Origin of the sequence: Parasedimentitalea marina (assembly GCF_004006175.1) — a bacterium.
Lineage (GTDB): Bacteria > Pseudomonadota > Alphaproteobacteria > Rhodobacterales > Rhodobacteraceae > Parasedimentitalea > Parasedimentitalea marina.
In genome coordinates, this window is sequence record NZ_CP033219.1 from 4126632 (window position 1) to 4141593 (window position 14962).

General features: G+C 57.7%; 16 protein-coding genes. 11 read left to right on the forward strand and 5 right to left on the reverse strand.

All coding sequences use genetic code 11. The features are described from left to right. The first annotated feature begins 3 nt into the window (after nt 1-3). Nucleotides 4-888 carry a polyprenyl synthetase family protein gene (locus tag EBB79_RS19840; protein WP_127750546.1) on the forward strand — a complete coding sequence of 295 codons (885 nt, stop codon included), beginning with the start codon at nt 4-6 and terminating at the stop codon, nt 886-888. A gap of 22 nt (nt 889-910) precedes the next feature. Then, nucleotides 911-2851 (forward strand): 1-deoxy-D-xylulose-5-phosphate synthase, encoded by a 1941-nt coding sequence (gene dxs, locus EBB79_RS19845; protein ID WP_127750547.1) that lies wholly within the window; start codon nt 911-913, stop codon nt 2849-2851. An 83-nt stretch (nt 2852-2934) separates the two neighbouring features. Here the strand turns inward: dxs and EBB79_RS19850 are convergent, their stop codons facing one another. Both EBB79_RS19850 and EBB79_RS19855 read right to left on the reverse strand, forming a co-directional pair. After that, on the reverse strand, nt 2935-3294 hold the full coding sequence (locus EBB79_RS19850; RefSeq protein ID WP_127750548.1) for a hypothetical protein: 360 nt from the start codon (nt 3292-3294) through the stop codon (nt 2935-2937). Beyond that, on the reverse strand, nt 3263-4135 hold the full coding sequence (locus EBB79_RS19855; RefSeq protein WP_127750549.1) for an SDR family oxidoreductase: 873 nt from the start codon (nt 4133-4135) through the stop codon (nt 3263-3265). The genes EBB79_RS19850 and EBB79_RS19855 overlap by 32 nt, the downstream gene beginning before the upstream one ends. Before the next feature lie 516 nt (nt 4136-4651). On the opposite strand from EBB79_RS19855, the gene ade reads away from it, so the two are divergent. The 8 genes from ade to msrA all read left to right on the forward strand — a co-directional run bounded on the left by ade (nt 4652) and on the right by msrA (nt 11747). Continuing rightward, nucleotides 4652-6454, forward strand: coding sequence for an adenine deaminase (gene ade / locus EBB79_RS19860; RefSeq protein ID WP_127750550.1), 1803 nt, complete (start codon nt 4652-4654; stop codon nt 6452-6454). Then, nucleotides 6451-7917 carry an AMP nucleosidase gene (locus tag EBB79_RS19865; RefSeq protein WP_127750551.1) on the forward strand — a complete coding sequence of 489 codons (1467 nt, stop codon included), beginning with the start codon at nt 6451-6453 and terminating at the stop codon, nt 7915-7917. Before ade ends, EBB79_RS19865 begins: the two co-directional genes overlap by 4 nt. 140 nt (nt 7918-8057) lie before the next feature. Next, entirely contained in the window at nt 8058-8345 is a 288-nt protein-coding gene (locus EBB79_RS19870) for an HU family DNA-binding protein (protein WP_127750552.1), read from the forward strand. An 81-nt stretch (nt 8346-8426) separates the two neighbouring features. After that, entirely contained in the window at nt 8427-9050 is a 624-nt protein-coding gene (locus tag EBB79_RS19875) for a LysE family translocator (protein ID WP_127750553.1), read from the forward strand. 45 nt (nt 9051-9095) lie between these two features. Then, on the forward strand, nt 9096-9989 hold the full coding sequence (locus EBB79_RS19880) for a DMT family transporter (RefSeq protein ID WP_127750554.1): 894 nt from the start codon (nt 9096-9098) through the stop codon (nt 9987-9989). A gap of 55 nt (nt 9990-10044) precedes the next feature. Beyond that, complete coding sequence (locus tag EBB79_RS19885) at nt 10045-10608, forward strand: DUF4202 domain-containing protein (RefSeq protein WP_127750555.1); 564 nt, start codon at nt 10045-10047, stop codon at nt 10606-10608. Nucleotides 10609-10788: 180 nt separating this feature from the next. Continuing rightward, nucleotides 10789-11238, forward strand: a complete 450-nt coding sequence (gene msrB / locus EBB79_RS19890; protein ID WP_127750556.1) for a peptide-methionine (R)-S-oxide reductase MsrB — start codon at nt 10789-10791, stop codon at nt 11236-11238. Further along, complete coding sequence (gene msrA / locus EBB79_RS19895; RefSeq protein WP_127750557.1) at nt 11235-11747, forward strand: peptide-methionine (S)-S-oxide reductase MsrA; 513 nt, start codon at nt 11235-11237, stop codon at nt 11745-11747. The genes msrB and msrA overlap by 4 nt, the downstream gene beginning before the upstream one ends. Before the next feature lie 2 nt (nt 11748-11749). On the opposite strand, the gene queG is transcribed toward msrA, so the two are convergent. The 3 genes from queG to mtgA form a co-directional block, all read right to left on the reverse strand. Next, nucleotides 11750-12802 carry a tRNA epoxyqueuosine(34) reductase QueG gene (gene queG / locus EBB79_RS19900; protein WP_127750558.1) on the reverse strand — a complete coding sequence of 351 codons (1053 nt, stop codon included), beginning with the start codon at nt 12800-12802 and terminating at the stop codon, nt 11750-11752. Nucleotides 12803-12873: 71 nt separating this feature from the next. Further along, complete coding sequence (gene fzlA / locus EBB79_RS19905) at nt 12874-13539, reverse strand: FtsZ-binding protein FzlA (RefSeq protein ID WP_127750559.1); 666 nt, start codon at nt 13537-13539, stop codon at nt 12874-12876. A gap of 67 nt (nt 13540-13606) precedes the next feature. After that, nucleotides 13607-14326 (reverse strand): monofunctional biosynthetic peptidoglycan transglycosylase, encoded by a 720-nt coding sequence (mtgA, locus tag EBB79_RS19910; protein ID WP_127750560.1) that lies wholly within the window; start codon nt 14324-14326, stop codon nt 13607-13609. 120 nt (nt 14327-14446) lie between these two features. Here mtgA and EBB79_RS19915 point away from each other — a divergent pair, with 120 nt between their 5' ends. Then, on the forward strand, nt 14447-14956 hold the full coding sequence (locus EBB79_RS19915) for a hypothetical protein (protein WP_127750561.1): 510 nt from the start codon (nt 14447-14449) through the stop codon (nt 14954-14956). Nucleotides 14957-14962 lie beyond the last annotated feature (6 nt).

Here is a 14962-nt window from a genome sequence, read left to right on the forward strand (position 1 = left end):
ACATTGGCCGCCACTACTGCCGTCAAACCCCGGCCCTTTGCCGAGGCCCTGACCCGGACTCAGAACCTGATCGCAACCCGCGTAGACGCAGTTCTGGTGGGCGAAGACACGCTGTCAGATGCGATGCGTTACGCCTTGACCGGCGGCAAGGGACTGCGTGGGTTTTTGGTATTGGAAAGTGCACGGTTGCACGGTGTTGACGAAGATGTAGCCCTGGATGCCGCACTGGCGATTGAGTGCATCCACGCCTATTCGCTGGTGCACGACGATCTGCCCTGCATGGACGATGACGACCTGCGCCGCGGTATGCCCACCGTGCACCGGCAATGGGACGAAGGTCTGGCCGTTCTGGCGGGTGATGCCTTGCAGACGCTGGCGTTTGAGCTGCTGTCCGATGCCAAATTCGGGTCAGGCGCACTGGGATTGATCCGGATGCTGGCGCAGGCCGCTGGCAAAGACGGTATGGTATCCGGACAGATGCTGGATGTCGCCGCTGAAACCAGCCCCGAACCACTGACGCTACAGCAGATCACCCGGTTGCAAAACCGCAAGACTGGCTGCCTTATCTCTTGGTCAGCTATGGCCGGAGCAGTGATTTCCGGCGCCGATACCACGCCCTTGCGACACTACGCCGATGCCCTTGGCCTTGCATTTCAAATTGCTGATGACATTCTAGACGTTGAGGGTGACGCTGAAACAGTTGGCAAACGGGTGCGCAAAGATGCCGAGGCCGGGAAGGCCACATTTGTCTCGCTGTTAGGTCTGGATGCTGCCAAGGCCCGTGCCGTTGAACTTTGCGATCAGGCCTGTGCCGCGCTTGATGTTTACGGTGACCACGGTGAAACCTTGCGCGACGCAGCCCGGTTCGTTATTTCGCGCGACAGCTAATTGCCGCCAAAGGAGGCGCCGCATGCCTGACCAGACCACAGATAGACCCAACACGCCGCTGTTGGACCAGATCAACCGCCCGGCGGATCTGAAAGCGCTCAGCAATGCGCAACTGGCCCAAGTGGCCAGCGAATTGCGGTCAGAAACCATTTCGGCTGTGTCCGTCACCGGTGGCCATCTGGGCGCGGGTCTGGGTGTCGTTGAACTGACAGTGGCGCTGCACGCCGTGTTTGACACCCCCCGCGACAAGCTGATCTGGGACGTGTCGCACCAGTGTTATCCGCACAAGATCCTGACCGAACGCCGGGACCGCATCCGCACCCTGCGCACCAAAGACGGGTTGTCAGGCTTCACCAAACGCTCGGAATCGCCCTACGACCCTTTTGGAGCGGCGCATAGCTCGACCTCGATCAGTGCAGCACTTGGGTTTTCTGTCGCGCGGGATCTGGGCGGCGTGGTGCCCGAAGGAAACGGCGACGCGATTGCGGTGATCGGCGATGGGTCAATGTCAGCGGGTATGGCGTTTGAGGCAATGAACAATGCGGGCCATCTGGGCAAGCGTTTGTTTGTCGTTCTCAACGACAACGAGATGAGCATCGCGCCGCCGGTTGGAGCCCTCTCGTCTTATCTGTCACGGCTTTATGCCGAAGAACCGTTTCAAGAGCTGAAGGCCGCCGCCAAAGGCGCAGTATCGTTGCTGCCGGAACCCTTCCGCGAGGGGGCCAAGCGCGCCAAAGATATGCTGAAAGGCATGGCCGTGGGCGGCACTTTGTTTGAATCGCTTGGTTTTTCTTACCTTGGGCCGATCGACGGTCACGATCTGGACCAATTGCTGCCAGTCCTACGGACCCTCAAAGCCCGCGCTACCGGCCCGGTGCTGATCCATGTGCTGACCAAAAAGGGCAAAGGATACGCCCCCGCCGAGGCCGCCCGCGACAAGGGCCATGCCACTGCCAAGTTTGACGTGGTGACAGGCAAGCAGAAAAAGACTCCGTCCAATGCGCCCAGCTATACCGGCGTGTTTGGCGACGAGCTGGTGAAACATGCGGCCAAGGACGACAAGATCTGTGCCGTGACCGCCGCAATGCCAGATGGCACCGGGTTGAACCTGTTTGCCGAACGCTATCCCTCGCGCTGTTTCGATGTGGGCATTGCCGAACAACATGGTGTGACCTTTGCCGCTGCGCTTGCGGCCGGTGGGATGAAGCCATTTTGCGCGATGTATTCGACATTTCTGCAACGGGGCTACGATCAGGTGGTGCATGACGTCGCCATTCAACGTCTGCCGGTGCGTTTCGCGATTGACCGCGCCGGACTGGTGGGTGCCGATGGCGCCACCCACGCGGGCAGCTATGACATCGGATTTATGACCAACCTGCCAGGCATGGTGGTGATGGCTGCCGCCGACGAGGCCGAACTGGTGCATATGGTGGCCACCGCCGCCGCCCATAATGATGGGCCGATCGCCTTCCGCTATCCCCGTGGCGAGGGCGAAGGCGTCGAGATGCCAGATGAGCCGCACCTGCTGGAGATCGGCAAGGGCCGTATGATCCAAACCGGGTCTCGGGTGGCGCTGCTGTCGTTCGGAACCCGTCTGGGTGAGGTCCGCAAAGCCGCCGAGGCGCTGTCGGCCAAGGGCATCACACCGACAATTGCCGACGCGCGCTTTGCCAAACCGCTGGACCGTGAGATGATCCTGGACCTGGCTGCCAACCACGAGGCGCTGATTACGATTGAAGAAGGCGCCGTGGGTGGCTTTGGCTCACACGTGGCACAGCTGCTGGCGGATGAAGGCGTGTTTGACGCGGGGCTGAAGTACCGATCAATGGTGCTGCCCGATATCTTTATCGATCAGGCCAGCCCAGAGGACATGTACCGTGTGGCCGGCATGGACGCCGCACAGATAGAGGCCAAGGTTCTGGATGTGCTGGGCGTGGCAACGATTGGAGAGAAGCGGGCTTAATTCCCTTCGATATAGTCTAACTATTTTGACTATGGGCGAGCGACGGCCTCAGGCGGGCACGAAATACGGAAAAACCCAGGAATTTAACTGATCAGTCGATAGATCTTCGCATGCCAACGGCGGTTCAACTTGAATACGAGGTCCGCAATCTGATCGTCCCCCATGATGACCGGAGGAAGATCTTGCGGTCGGGCAACCGCCAAATTGAGGAGCATCGCCCGTTCAGCAAATACAGCTGGATCAAAAATTATATCCATCCGCACAATAAAGGACTGGGACGCCCACAATTGCTCAACCATACCCGGAAATCTTTTGTCCAGCTGACCATACATTCGCCCCAAAGTTCGAAAATTGAGCAAAACAAATAGCAGATGGAACGAGGAGCTTATATGGAACGACGTCATATGCTGATTATAGCGCAGGCGGCTCTGCAGGTGGAACAAATTTTTCCATATCCTCAGCCTCAAATACTGCCTGCAAGCCAATGCGATAATCCGGATAACGCAGTTTCACACCCAGTTCTTCCTTAATAAGCGTATTACGAACCCGCTTGTTCTCGCTGTAAAAACTGCGCGCCATTGGGGTCATTGCGGCCTCTTCAAACGGCACTTCGGGTGGCATGGGTAGGCCCAGCAGTTCAGCCGCATAGCTGAGCACGTCCTGGGGCGGCACCGGGACATCGTCACAGACATTGTAAATCGCGCCAGGATTGGGCTGCGCGATCGAGGCCGCCAACACCTGGGCGATGTCATCCACATGAATGCGCGAGAACACCTGACCCGGTTTGATGATCAAACGCGCCTTGCCGGTCATCAGCTTGGCAAAGGGTCCACGCCCCGGCCCGTAGATACCGGCCAGACGAAAGATGTGCAGTGGCAGTCCGTTGACAGACTGCCATTCAGTTTCAGCCTGTGCGCGCCATTTGCCACGATTGGCCGCCGGAGTAATCGGCGTGGTCTCGTCCACCCAGCCGCCGTTGTGATCGCCATAAACCACCGTAGTGGACAGGTAGCCGACCCACTCCAGATCCCTGGCTGCGGCGATTTTGTCGCGCAGCCCGGCCAGCACCGGGTCGCCGTCCGCCGTGGGGGCGATTGACGACAGAATATGCGTGACACCGTCCAATGACACATCGTCGCCCGGCCAGGTCAACATCTCTACACCGTCTTCAGAGGCCCCCCCCTCGCGAGAGGTTCCAATCACCCGCCAGTCATCCCCCGGCAAGCGCTGCGCCAATGCGCGGGCAGAGTATCCATATCCAAGGCAGAGCAGTGTTTTTGTCATGGTTCTTACATTCTGTGGCTGTGTTCTGGCTACAAGGGGTGATTTCGATCTTAGGCTACTGGGACATCAAACTGGCCAACCAAAATGCCGTAATCGATGGCAAATCTGTGTATGACTGTCCGATGCCTCAATATTGATCGCTTGATGCCAATACCAGTGCAGATAAGAAGCAAAGCCAGGTAAGTCGCCCTGCGCCGCATCAAAAGCTGCCGCAATACCCAGATCGGCAACATTTGCTACGATGTGGTGAAAATCAAATTGCGCAGCCAGCCAGGGCTCCGATACTTGAAGTCTCCACCCTGTCAGGCTGCGCTACTGTTTCGCTTGATTAGTGACACTTCTACTTTGCACAAAGGCGGACACTTCTACTTGGTTGCAATATGGGTGGCTAAATATTGCTACCGTTTCCATATCGTCGCCAAAGCTGTCATCTTCTTGTCATCAAAGAGAGTGTATTCGGAAACTCAGAACAATGCGGGGGCTTGCGCTCGGCGCGACAATCATAACAATTGGCACATGACAGACATTGCATTCCCAAGCTGGCCCGACGTCGCCCCTCACCTTATTTCAGTAGCCGCAGGACGCGCCTTTGCGGATACGGTTATTCGCCAAGGTAAATGGGTCAATGTGCACACCCGAGAAGTGCTGCCCGATCATGACATCGCCATTGTTGCCGGGCGTATCGCCTATGTTGGCCCAGATGCCTCTTATTGCACCGGCCCCGACACCGAGGTGATCGAGGCCAATGGGCGCTTTATGATTCCCGGTCTCTGCGACGCCCATTTGCATATTGAATCCGGTATGCTGACACCGGCCGAATTTGCGCGTGCGGTAATCCCGCATGGCACCACCAGCATGTTCACCGACCCACATGAAATAGCCAACGTATTGGGGTTGGACGGGGTGAAATACATGCATGACGAGGCACTGATGCAGCCTGTCAATATCTTTACCCAGATGCCGTCCTGTGCGCCCTCGGCACCGGGATTAGAGACAACGGGCTATGAAATTTCACCCGAAGACGTCGCCGAGGCGATGAGCTGGCCGGGCATTGTAGGTCTGGGTGAGATGATGAATTTCCCCGGTGTTGCCAATGCCGACCCCAAGATGCTGGCCGAGATCGCCGCCACGCAGCGGGCCGGGAAAACCGTCGGCGGGCACTATGCCTCGCCTGATCTTGGCCCCAACTTCGCGGCCTATGTGGCCGGTGGACCTGCTGATGACCACGAGGGCACCTGCGAGGCCGACGCCATTGCGCGGGTGCGTCAGGGGATGCGGTCGATGATGCGGCTGGGGTCGGCCTGGTACGACGTTGAAACCCAAATCACTGCGGTGACCGAAAAAGGGTTGGATCCACGCAGTTTCATCCTGTGTACTGACGATTGCCATTCCGGCACATTGGTCAACGACGGCCACATGAACCGGGTTGTGCGCCACGCCATCGCTTGTGGATGTGATCCGGTGGTGGCGTTGCAGATGGCGACGATTAATACCGCCACCCATTTTGGTCTGGAACGCGACATTGGCTCGATTACGCCGGGTCGCCGGGCCGATGTGATCCTGACCTCGGACCTGACGGAACTGCCGATCGAGCTGGTGATTGCACGCGGCAAAATCGTCGCTGAATCAGGCTCTATCAAGGTCGATTGTCCGCATTTGGACTGGCCCGACAGTGCCCGTGGCACCATTCATTTGGGTCACGAACTGGCAGGCAAGGACTTTGAACTTGCCGCCCCCGCTGGCGCCAACGCGGTCACCGCCAATGTGATTGGCGTGGTCGAAAATCAGGCACCGACAAAGGCGCTAAAGGCGGATCTGCCGGTACGCAACGGCTTGGTCGAAGGCGATGGCGACACCATGCAGATCGCTTTGGTTGAACGGCATCGCGGCACCGGCGGTGTCACCAATGCCTTTGTCTCGGGCTTTGGCTATCAGGGCAAAATGGCGATGGCATCGACAGTGGCGCATGACAGCCACCACATGATTGTGGTGGGGACCGACCGCGACCAGATGGCGCTGGCCGCCAATCGTCTGGCCGAAGTTGGTGGCGGTGTTACCCTGTTCCGCGATGGCGAAGAGATGGCCTTGGTGGAACTGCCTATCGCTGGCTTGATGTCCGACCAGCCCGCGACAGAGGTCGCCGCCAAGGCCGAGGCCCTGGGCGAGGCCATGCAGGCCTGCGGCTGCACCCTGAACAACGCCTATATGCAGCATTCGCTGCTGGCGCTTGTGGTGATCCCTGAGTTGCGGATCTCTGACCTTGGCCTTGTCGACGTTCGCACATTCCAGAAAATTCCAGTTATCGAGTCTGTTACATGATTTCCATTTCCCTACCTCAGCACCCCGAAACCGAAGTGTTCACAGATGCCGCGGCGGCCGTCGCGCGGCTGCAATTGCTGTACCAGCAGGCCACCGATTTTCTATGCGATGGCTTTACCAAGGCCATGGCCGGGGGACAGGTGGGCGATCAACGCATCCGCGCGTTCTATCCGGAAATCCGCGTCGCCACGTCCAGCTTTGCGCAGGTCGACAGCCGCCTCAGCTTTGGCCATGTGGCGGCTCCGGGGGAATATGCCACCACAGTGACCCGGCCGGACCTGTTCGAGAATTATCTGGTTCAGCAGATAGGCCTGCTAATCCGCAACTATGGCCAGCCAGTCACCGTCGGCGTGTCGGACACGCCAATGCCGGTTCACTTTGCCGTTGCCGCCCGCCCTGGTCTGACAATTCCACATGACGGGGCTGCGGGCTTCACCCTGCGCGACGTCTTTGATGTCCCGGATCTGGCGACGACGAACGACGATATTGTGAATGGCACCCATACCCCGGCCAATGGAACCGGCCCACTGGCGCTGTTCACTGCCCAGCGTGTGGATTATTCGCTGGCACGGTTGGCGCATTACACCGCCACCGATCCGCAGCATTTCCAGAACCACGTCTTGTTCACCAACTATCAGTTCTATGTCGCCGAGTTTGAGGCCTATGCCCGGGCCCAACTGGCAGACCCGGACTCGGGCTACACCAGCTTTGTCAGCACCGGCAACCACGAGATCACTTCGGCGGATACCACAATCCCCGAGACCACCAAACAGCCGCAAATGCCGACCTATCACCTGAAACGCGAAGACGGCAGCGGTATTACCCTGGTCAACATCGGCGTTGGGCCGTCAAATGCCAAAACTGCGACCGATCACATCGCCGTGCTGCGCCCCCATGCCTGGCTGATGGTCGGCCACTGTGCCGGGTTGCGCAACACCCAGGCGCTGGGAGATTTTGTACTGGCGCATGCCTACCTGCGCGAAGATCACGTGCTGGATGACGACCTGCCAGTCTGGACCCCAATCCCCGCCCTTGCAGAAATTCAAATCGCACTGGAACAGGCAGTGGAAGAGGTGACCGAGCTAGAGGGCTATGACCTGAAACGGATCATGCGAACCGGCACTGTCGCCACCATCGACAACCGCAACTGGGAGTTGCGCGATCAATCCGGCCCGGTGCAGCGCCTGAGCCAATCCCGCGCGGTTGCCCTTGACATGGAGAGCGCGACGATTGCCGCCAACGGCTACCGGTTTCGGGTCCCATATGGCACCTTGCTATGCGTCTCTGATAAACCTTTGCACGGCGAACTGAAGCTGCCGGGTATGGCATCGGATTTCTATCGCACCCAAGTCGCACGCCACTTAATGATCGGAATACGCGCAATGGAACGTCTGCGTGGCATGCCATTGGAGCGGTTGCATAGCCGAAAACTGCGGTCCTTCGACGAAACGGCCTTCCTCTAAAGGCTTTTTCAGCGTATTTCAGCTGAAATTGGCTAGTTTTCCCCATATTTCGTTACACTATTCGTTGTGTTAGGCCACAACATAACGCTAAGGTCACGCAATGAGGCCCCATAAGTCGGGCAGACGTAAGGAGACAAAGAATGTCCAAACCAATGACAAAAACCCAGCTCGTTGCCGCTCTGGCCGAAGACATGGGCAGCGATAAAAAAGCCGCAGGCGCAGCTCTGGAAGCCGTTTGTGACCTGATCACCCGCGAAGTATCCGGCGGCGGTGCTGTCACACTTCCCGGCGTTGGCAAGATCTATTGCCGCGAGCGCCCAGAGCGCGAAGTGCGCAATCCTGCCACTGGCGAAAAATTCATGAAAGAAGCCGACAAGGTTGTCAAAATGACAATCGCCAAAGCGCTGAAAGACAGCGTTAACGGCTAAGCTTGAATTCACTTTGAATTTAGGAAAGGGTCGCCCCAACGGGCGGCCCTTTTCCGTCGTTACATAGCAAAGGTACGTTTCATGGATGGTGTTAACCTGGCCCTGATCATGGCCGCAGGATTGCTGGCAGGGGCCAGTCCGGGACCAGCCACACTGACCATTGCGGGCACATCCATGCAGCAGGGTCGCAAGGCTGGTCTGGTCCTGGCTTCTGGGATCAGCACCGGCTCGTTGATCTGGTCGGTTTCTGCGGCCTTTGGCTTGGGGGCCGTGATGCTGGCCAATGCCTGGTTGTTTGAGGTCGCCCGATACGCTGGTGCCGCTTATTTGATGTACCTGGCTTTCCGCTCGGCACGGTCTGCTTTGCGATCTGGGACGCCTGAAATGAAAAGTTCCCGGGCCAAGTCGCTGAGGGCAATTTTTGCCAAAGGTCTTGCGTTGCACATAACCAACCCCAAGGCAGTTCTTTTCTTTGGATCACTGTATGCCATTGCCATTCCACCTGGCACATCGCCCTCGGTTTTATTGACCGTTATCGCCGTGATTGCGGTGCAAAGCACGCTGGTGTTCCACGGCTATGCACTGTTGTTTTCCAGCGCCACCGCAGCGCGCATCTATCAGCGGTTGCGGCGCGGGTTTGAAGCCGTTTTTGCAGCTGCATTTGCCACCGCCAGTTGGCAGATTTTCACCGCTCGGTTCAGCTAACGTCAATTCGGCCGGTAACAGACGGACACATAAGGATCACCAAGTATGGATGCACGCGCAATTGCCATGGGGCTTGCCTTTGCCTTTATGTGGTCCTCGGCCTTTACCTCGGCGCGGATAATTGTCGCCGATGCCTCGCCGTTGTTCTCACTGGCGCTGCGGTTTCTGGTGTCCGGACTGATTGGCGTCTGTATTGCCCGTGCCATGGGGCAGACGTGGCACCTGAACCGCATCCAATGGCGAGCCACCATCATTTTCGGGGTCTGCCAGAACGCATTGTATCTGGGGCTTAACTTTGTCGCCATGCAGACAGTTCAGGCGTCACTGGCTGCCATTATCGCCGCCACGATGCCCCTGTTGGTGGCGCTGGCATCCTGGGTGTTGTTCAAAGAACGGTTGAGGCCGCTGGGTATTGCAGGGTTGCTGGCGGGCGTGCTGGGGGTGGGTCTGATCATGGGAACCCGGATCAGCGCCGGGGTAGACCTGTATGGCATGGCGTTATGCGGACTTGGCGTACTGGCGCTAACTGTCGCCACACTGGCACTGCGTGGGGCGACATCAGGCGGCAACTTCATGATGGTGGTGGGGCTGCAGATGCTCGTCGGGGCAGCCCTGCTGTTTGTCGCCGCCCTGTTGTTCGAGGACATCTATATCAATCCCACACTGTCGCTGGCGCTGGCCTTTGCCTATACCACGCTGGTGCCCGGACTGATTGCCACCTTTATCTGGGTGTTGCTGCTGAACCGCATCGGACCACTACGCGCGGCGACGTTTCACTTTCTAAACCCAGTGTTTGGCGTCGCTGTCGCCGCCATGCTGCTGGGTGAGCGCCTTGGACCAATGGACATGGTGGGCGTGCTGATTGTCACCGTCGGTATCCTGGCTGTGCAACTGTCGCGCCAGCCTGCCACCGTCACGAAACCCACTGCGGCGGAATGAGGGTGCAGATCGTGAAAGTTTACAGTAGCCTTACGGTAAGAAAAAGGGAGCCGCTATGTCCGATAAACTGAACCAGGTCTTGCAGGCCATTGATAGGGTCAATGCATCGGATCCCAAGCTTGAAGACGGTCAACCCGAATCGCAGCTTTACGGCCTGCGTATGAGCACTGAGTTGGCCCGATTGTTCCCCGATGCGAGTGAACCGCTGCAAATTGCCGCCCGTGGCCAACATGTTGAGCGCTGGAAGCTAAGGCGCGACACCTACCCCGAGGGCCGTGCAGGCTATCTGACCTGGCGCAAGGATCAAGCCCGCCATCATGCCGATGTGGTCGCCGCCCTGATGCAGGACGCAGGGTACCCGGCAACAGACATTCAGACAGCTGGCCAGATGCTGCGCAAGGAGGGTCTGAAACGCGATGCCGGAGTGCAGGCCTTTGAGGACGTAATCTGCTTTGTCTTTCTGAAATGGTATTTCGCCCCTTTTGCGGCCAAACACTCGGCAAAAAAAATCCAAAGCATCGTAGAGAAAACCGCACGCAAAATGTCGGCCGAGGCGCGCGCCCGTGTGCTGCAAGAGTTCGAGTTGCCCACAGATCTGGCCGCGGCCTTCGCCAGCTAGTCCTCCCGCCCGTCGTCAGGATCTGGCGATCCCTTCTCCCGTTGGGCATGGCCGCGCCTTTGGCGCGGCGGAACCGCCCATCCGTGATGCTGCACAATGGCGCGAGGACGCTGAAACATTGCTTTGCATGTGCCACAAGTCATCCCATCTACTGGTGGAACCCAAAAAGCCGGAGGCCAAATGCCCAAATACAATAAAAACCCGGACGTAATCGCCGCACTCTCGCCTGAAGAATATCATGTAACACAGAATGCAGGCACCGAACGCCCTGGCTCTGGCGCGCTGCTAGGGAACAAGGCCCCCGGAGTATATGTGGATATCGTATCGGGCGAGCCGCTGTTTGCCTCGTCCGACAAATACGAATCTGGCTGCGGCTGGCCCAGTTTCACCAAGCCCATTGAACCCGCCTATATGCAGGAACTGCAGGATCATACCCTGGGCATGGCCCGCACCGAGGTCCGGTCGACCCACGGCGACAGCCACCTGGGGCATGTCTTCCCTGACGGGCCAGCCGATCGCGGTGGGTTGCGGTACTGCATCAACTCGGCCGCCCTGCGCTTTGTCCATCGTGATGACATGGCAGACGAGGGCTATGGCGACTACATCAACCATGTGGAGGACGTAACATGAGTACCACAGAGCGCGCAGTATTGGCCGGCGGCTGTTTTTGGGGCATGCAGGACTTGATCCGCAAGCGGCCCGGCGTGATTAGCACCCGCGTCGGCTATACCGGTGGCGACGTTGAGAACGCCACTTATCGTAACCATGGCACCCATGCCGAAGGTATCGAGATTATCTTTGACCCTGCGGTGACATCATACCGCGAGATGCTGGAATTTTTCTTTCAGATCCATGATCCGACAACAAGCGACCGCCAAGGCAACGACATGGGGATGAGTTATCGTTCGGCGATATACATCACCAGTGAGGGTCAAAAAGCAGTGGCCGAAGATACCATCGCCGATGTCGAGGCCTCTGGTCTATGGCCGGGCAAAGTGGTCACCGAAGTCGAGCCGGTGGCTGAATTCTGGCAGGCCGAACCCGAGCATCAAGACTATCTGCAAAACCGCCCTGACGGCTATACCTGTCATTTTGCCCGCCCCGACTGGGTGCTGCCGAAACGCGCTAAAGCCTCGTAAAGCTAGGCCAACCGCTGCGCCGCCCAGCGTGCGGCATCAGCAACGGCAGCATCGGGATCATCAACCAGCACCTGCGCCACCGGGCGCAGGCTGGGATCTTGCGAGTTTCCTATTGCATACAGAACATTGCGAATAAAACGATCACGGCCAATGCGTTTGATGGGCGATCCCGAAAACATTGCGCGAAACGCGGCATCATCCAGCATGGCGAGCTCTGCCAGTTTCGGCGCCTTCAGCTCCTCGCGGGCGGCATAACGCATGTCGCTCGCCGCAACTGCAAATTTGTTCCAGGGACAGGCTGCCAGGCAATCATCACAACCATAGATGCGGTTGCCCAACTTGACGCGCAGTTCTTCCTCCACCGGCCCTTTGTACTCTATCGACAGGTAGGAAATGCAGCGCCGTGCATCCAGCTGATAGGGCGCAACAAAGGCATCGGTTGGGCAGGCATCCAGACAGGACCGGCAAGACCCGCACCGGTCAGGTTCCGCGGGATCCACCGGCAGCTCTAGCGTGGTAAAAACAGACCCTATAAAGGCCCAGTTACCCCAGTCCCGGCTAACAAGGTTGCTGTGTTTCCCCTGCCATCCCAGCCCGGCGGCCTGGCCCAGCGCCTTTTCCGGCACCGGAGCAGTGTCCACAAATACCTTGACCTCAGCCTCAGACCCTTTTGCCTTGGCAGTCTCAATCAACCAGCGTGCCAGTCGCTTCAGTCGCTTTTTAACAAGATCATGGTAATCCTTGTTCTGAGCATAGACCGAAATCGCACCCCTCTCGCGATGTTGCAAAATCTCGGTCGGATCATGCTCAGGCGCATAGCTTTCCGCCAGCATGATCACTGATTGCGCCTCGGGCCACAATAACGCCGGATCGCCACGCCAATGGGTGCGTTCAGCCATCCACCCCATCTGACCGTGATACTCAGCGTCAATATAAGCCGCCAGCCGGTTTGGCACCTCAGGCACATCCCATGGACGGCATATCCGGCACGACACAAACCCCTCATCCAGGGCGCGCTCCACCAAAGCCTTTTTCAACATAGATCCCATATTCATCTGGCCCAAAATATCCTCGGGGGGGAGCCGACAGGTGATGGGGGCAGACAGCCCCCGCACGCCCTATCCGATCAGAAATCCAGGTCGGCGTAATGCGGTGGCGGGCGAAACCCGGACACTTGATCCGCCAGGATGGACCGGAACGCTGGTCGAGATTTGATTTTGGCGTACCAGTCCTTAACCACAGCAGACCTATTCCAATCCACATCCGAAATATAATCAAGACAGGACAAATGCGCCGCAGCCGCAAAATCAGCCAGCGTCATCACATCCCCGGCCAACCAACGGCGCTGATCCAGCAACCAGGCCATATAATCCAAATGGTACTTAATGGCCTTGGCACCATCTTTTACATTGCGGCTGTCCGGATAGCCCTGTCCGGTGATCTTCTTATTCACCCTCTCATACAAAAGCTTCGAGGTCACATCATGGTGAAACTTATCATCAAACCAGGACACCAGCCGACGCACTTCATAGCGCGCCTCGGGGTCTTTTGGCATCAGCGGTGGCTCGGGACGGGTTTCTTCCAGATATTCACAAATCGCTGCACTTTCGGACATCATCTTGCCGTCCAATCGCACCACCGGCACTTTGCCAGCCGGGTTGCGCCGCAGGAAATCGGGATCTGCCTCCCAATAGCGTTCTTCGACCAGATCGACCTCGATCTTCTTTTCCGCCAGTGACAGGCGGACTTTGCGACAAAATGGAGAGAGCGGTACGTGGTGCAGGCGGGCCATAGCGGTCAGATGCGTCCTGAATCAAAAGAAAGGTGCCGTCCAGCAATGCCCCGCGCTGACAAGAATTTCAATCCTCGAAACACGCAGCACGACCATCTGCGCGGATGGTGGCCGCTCCATCTGCAATATGAAGCGCTCTTTTTCTCACCTTGGGACTGGGTTTCAGCGCTGACCGGCTTTTGGGAGACGGCAACACAGCCGCAAGCAAAGATGCCTGCCGTGCAGTTAGCTGATCCGGCGCAACATCAAAGTTAGCCCGTGCGGCTGCTTTCACCCCAAACACGCCTTCTCCCATTTCCGCGACATTCAAATAGACTTCCAGAATGCGCCGTTTGCTCCAGATCATCTCAACCGCCGGCGTGATCAAGGTTTCCAAGGCTTTACGCAGCCAGCTACGCTCCTGCCAAAGAAACACATTTTTCACCACCTGTTGGGAAATGGTGGACCCGCCGCGCTGACTGCCTTCGTCCAGCACCGCCCGTACGGCCTGCACATCAATACCCCAATGCTGGCAAAACCGGGCATCCTCGGCGGCCACAACAGCGCGTGCCATAACCGGAGCGATCTCCTCTATGGGGACCCACTCCTGATCAATACGACGATCCAACCGGCTGCCCTCGGTCCACATGGTATGCGTGGTGGGCGGGTTCACCACTGAAAACAACAGGATGAAAAATCCAATGAACGCAACAAAGGCGAGACAGCCGCGCAGTAGCCAGCGCCGCAGCAATTGCCAGAGGCCTGTCTTTCTCTTACTTTTGGATTTCTTCTTTTTTGTCTTCGCCATGAAGCCTCTATAGGGCACCGAATGGGCGGCTCAAACCCGAAATTTTCCATAACGCGGCTGAAATATATATGGCCACACCGTTGACCCGCCCTAAGTGATCGCAATTAGGGAGGACTGCGTATGTTTTCAATTCAGCAATCACTTTTTGCCGCTTCGGTTACGGCTGGTTTGCTCTTAAGCCACGCCGCTGTGGCGCAAGAAATACCCAAGGAGGGTCCGGTTGATTTTGAAGTTTCAAGCATAGGCGAGGCTTCAATCCTCGCGGCCAGCCCAGGCACTCTGCAATTAAATTATGTCGTCAACGGCCTGCGTAATTCGAATGGAGACGGGGTTAACGGCTTAGCCAGCATGCATTGTGTAGGTGCCGCTACTATCGTCGACGGCAAGTGGGATAATGAAAGTGGATTGTGCAGAACCACTTACCCAGATGGAAGCTCCTCCATGACCCGCTACAATGGTTCCGGCACCCTGGGAGGTCTTGCAGAGGGAGCCTGGTCATTCGTGAGCGGCACTGGCGCTCTCGAAGGTATTACCGGCGGCGGGACATATACCCGGGTTTCCGGCCCCAGAGCCAGTGAAACCCGTTCGACATCCCGCAGCACCGTCAAAGGAAATTATAAGCTGCCATAATATTAA

Bases quoted from the DNA above. Each gene is read 5' to 3' on its own strand.
- EBB79_RS19870 (WP_127750552.1), top strand. From the start codon at position 8,058: ATGTCCAAACCAATGACAAAAACCCAGCTCGTTGCCGCTCTGGCCGAA.
- EBB79_RS19865 (WP_127750551.1), top strand. From the start codon at position 6,451: ATGATTTCCATTTCCCTACCTCAGCACCCCGAAACCGAAGTGTTCACA.
- EBB79_RS19915 (WP_127750561.1), top strand. From the start codon at position 14,447: ATGTTTTCAATTCAGCAATCACTTTTTGCCGCTTCGGTTACGGCTGGT.
- EBB79_RS19875 (WP_127750553.1), top strand. From the start codon at position 8,427: ATGGATGGTGTTAACCTGGCCCTGATCATGGCCGCAGGATTGCTGGCA.
- ade (WP_127750550.1), top strand. From the start codon at position 4,652: ATGACAGACATTGCATTCCCAAGCTGGCCCGACGTCGCCCCTCACCTT.
- queG (WP_127750558.1), bottom strand. From the start codon at position 12,802: ATGAATATGGGATCTATGTTGAAAAAGGCTTTGGTGGAGCGCGCCCTG.
- EBB79_RS19855 (WP_127750549.1), bottom strand. From the start codon at position 4,135: ATGACAAAAACACTGCTCTGCCTTGGATATGGATACTCTGCCCGCGCA.
- EBB79_RS19885 (WP_127750555.1), top strand. From the start codon at position 10,045: ATGTCCGATAAACTGAACCAGGTCTTGCAGGCCATTGATAGGGTCAAT.
- mtgA (WP_127750560.1), bottom strand. From the start codon at position 14,326: ATGGCGAAGACAAAAAAGAAGAAATCCAAAAGTAAGAGAAAGACAGGC.
- fzlA (WP_127750559.1), bottom strand. From the start codon at position 13,539: ATGGCCCGCCTGCACCACGTACCGCTCTCTCCATTTTGTCGCAAAGTC.
- msrA (WP_127750557.1), top strand. From the start codon at position 11,235: ATGAGTACCACAGAGCGCGCAGTATTGGCCGGCGGCTGTTTTTGGGGC.
- EBB79_RS19880 (WP_127750554.1), top strand. From the start codon at position 9,096: ATGGATGCACGCGCAATTGCCATGGGGCTTGCCTTTGCCTTTATGTGG.
- msrB (WP_127750556.1), top strand. From the start codon at position 10,789: ATGCCCAAATACAATAAAAACCCGGACGTAATCGCCGCACTCTCGCCT.
- dxs (WP_127750547.1), top strand. From the start codon at position 911: ATGCCTGACCAGACCACAGATAGACCCAACACGCCGCTGTTGGACCAG.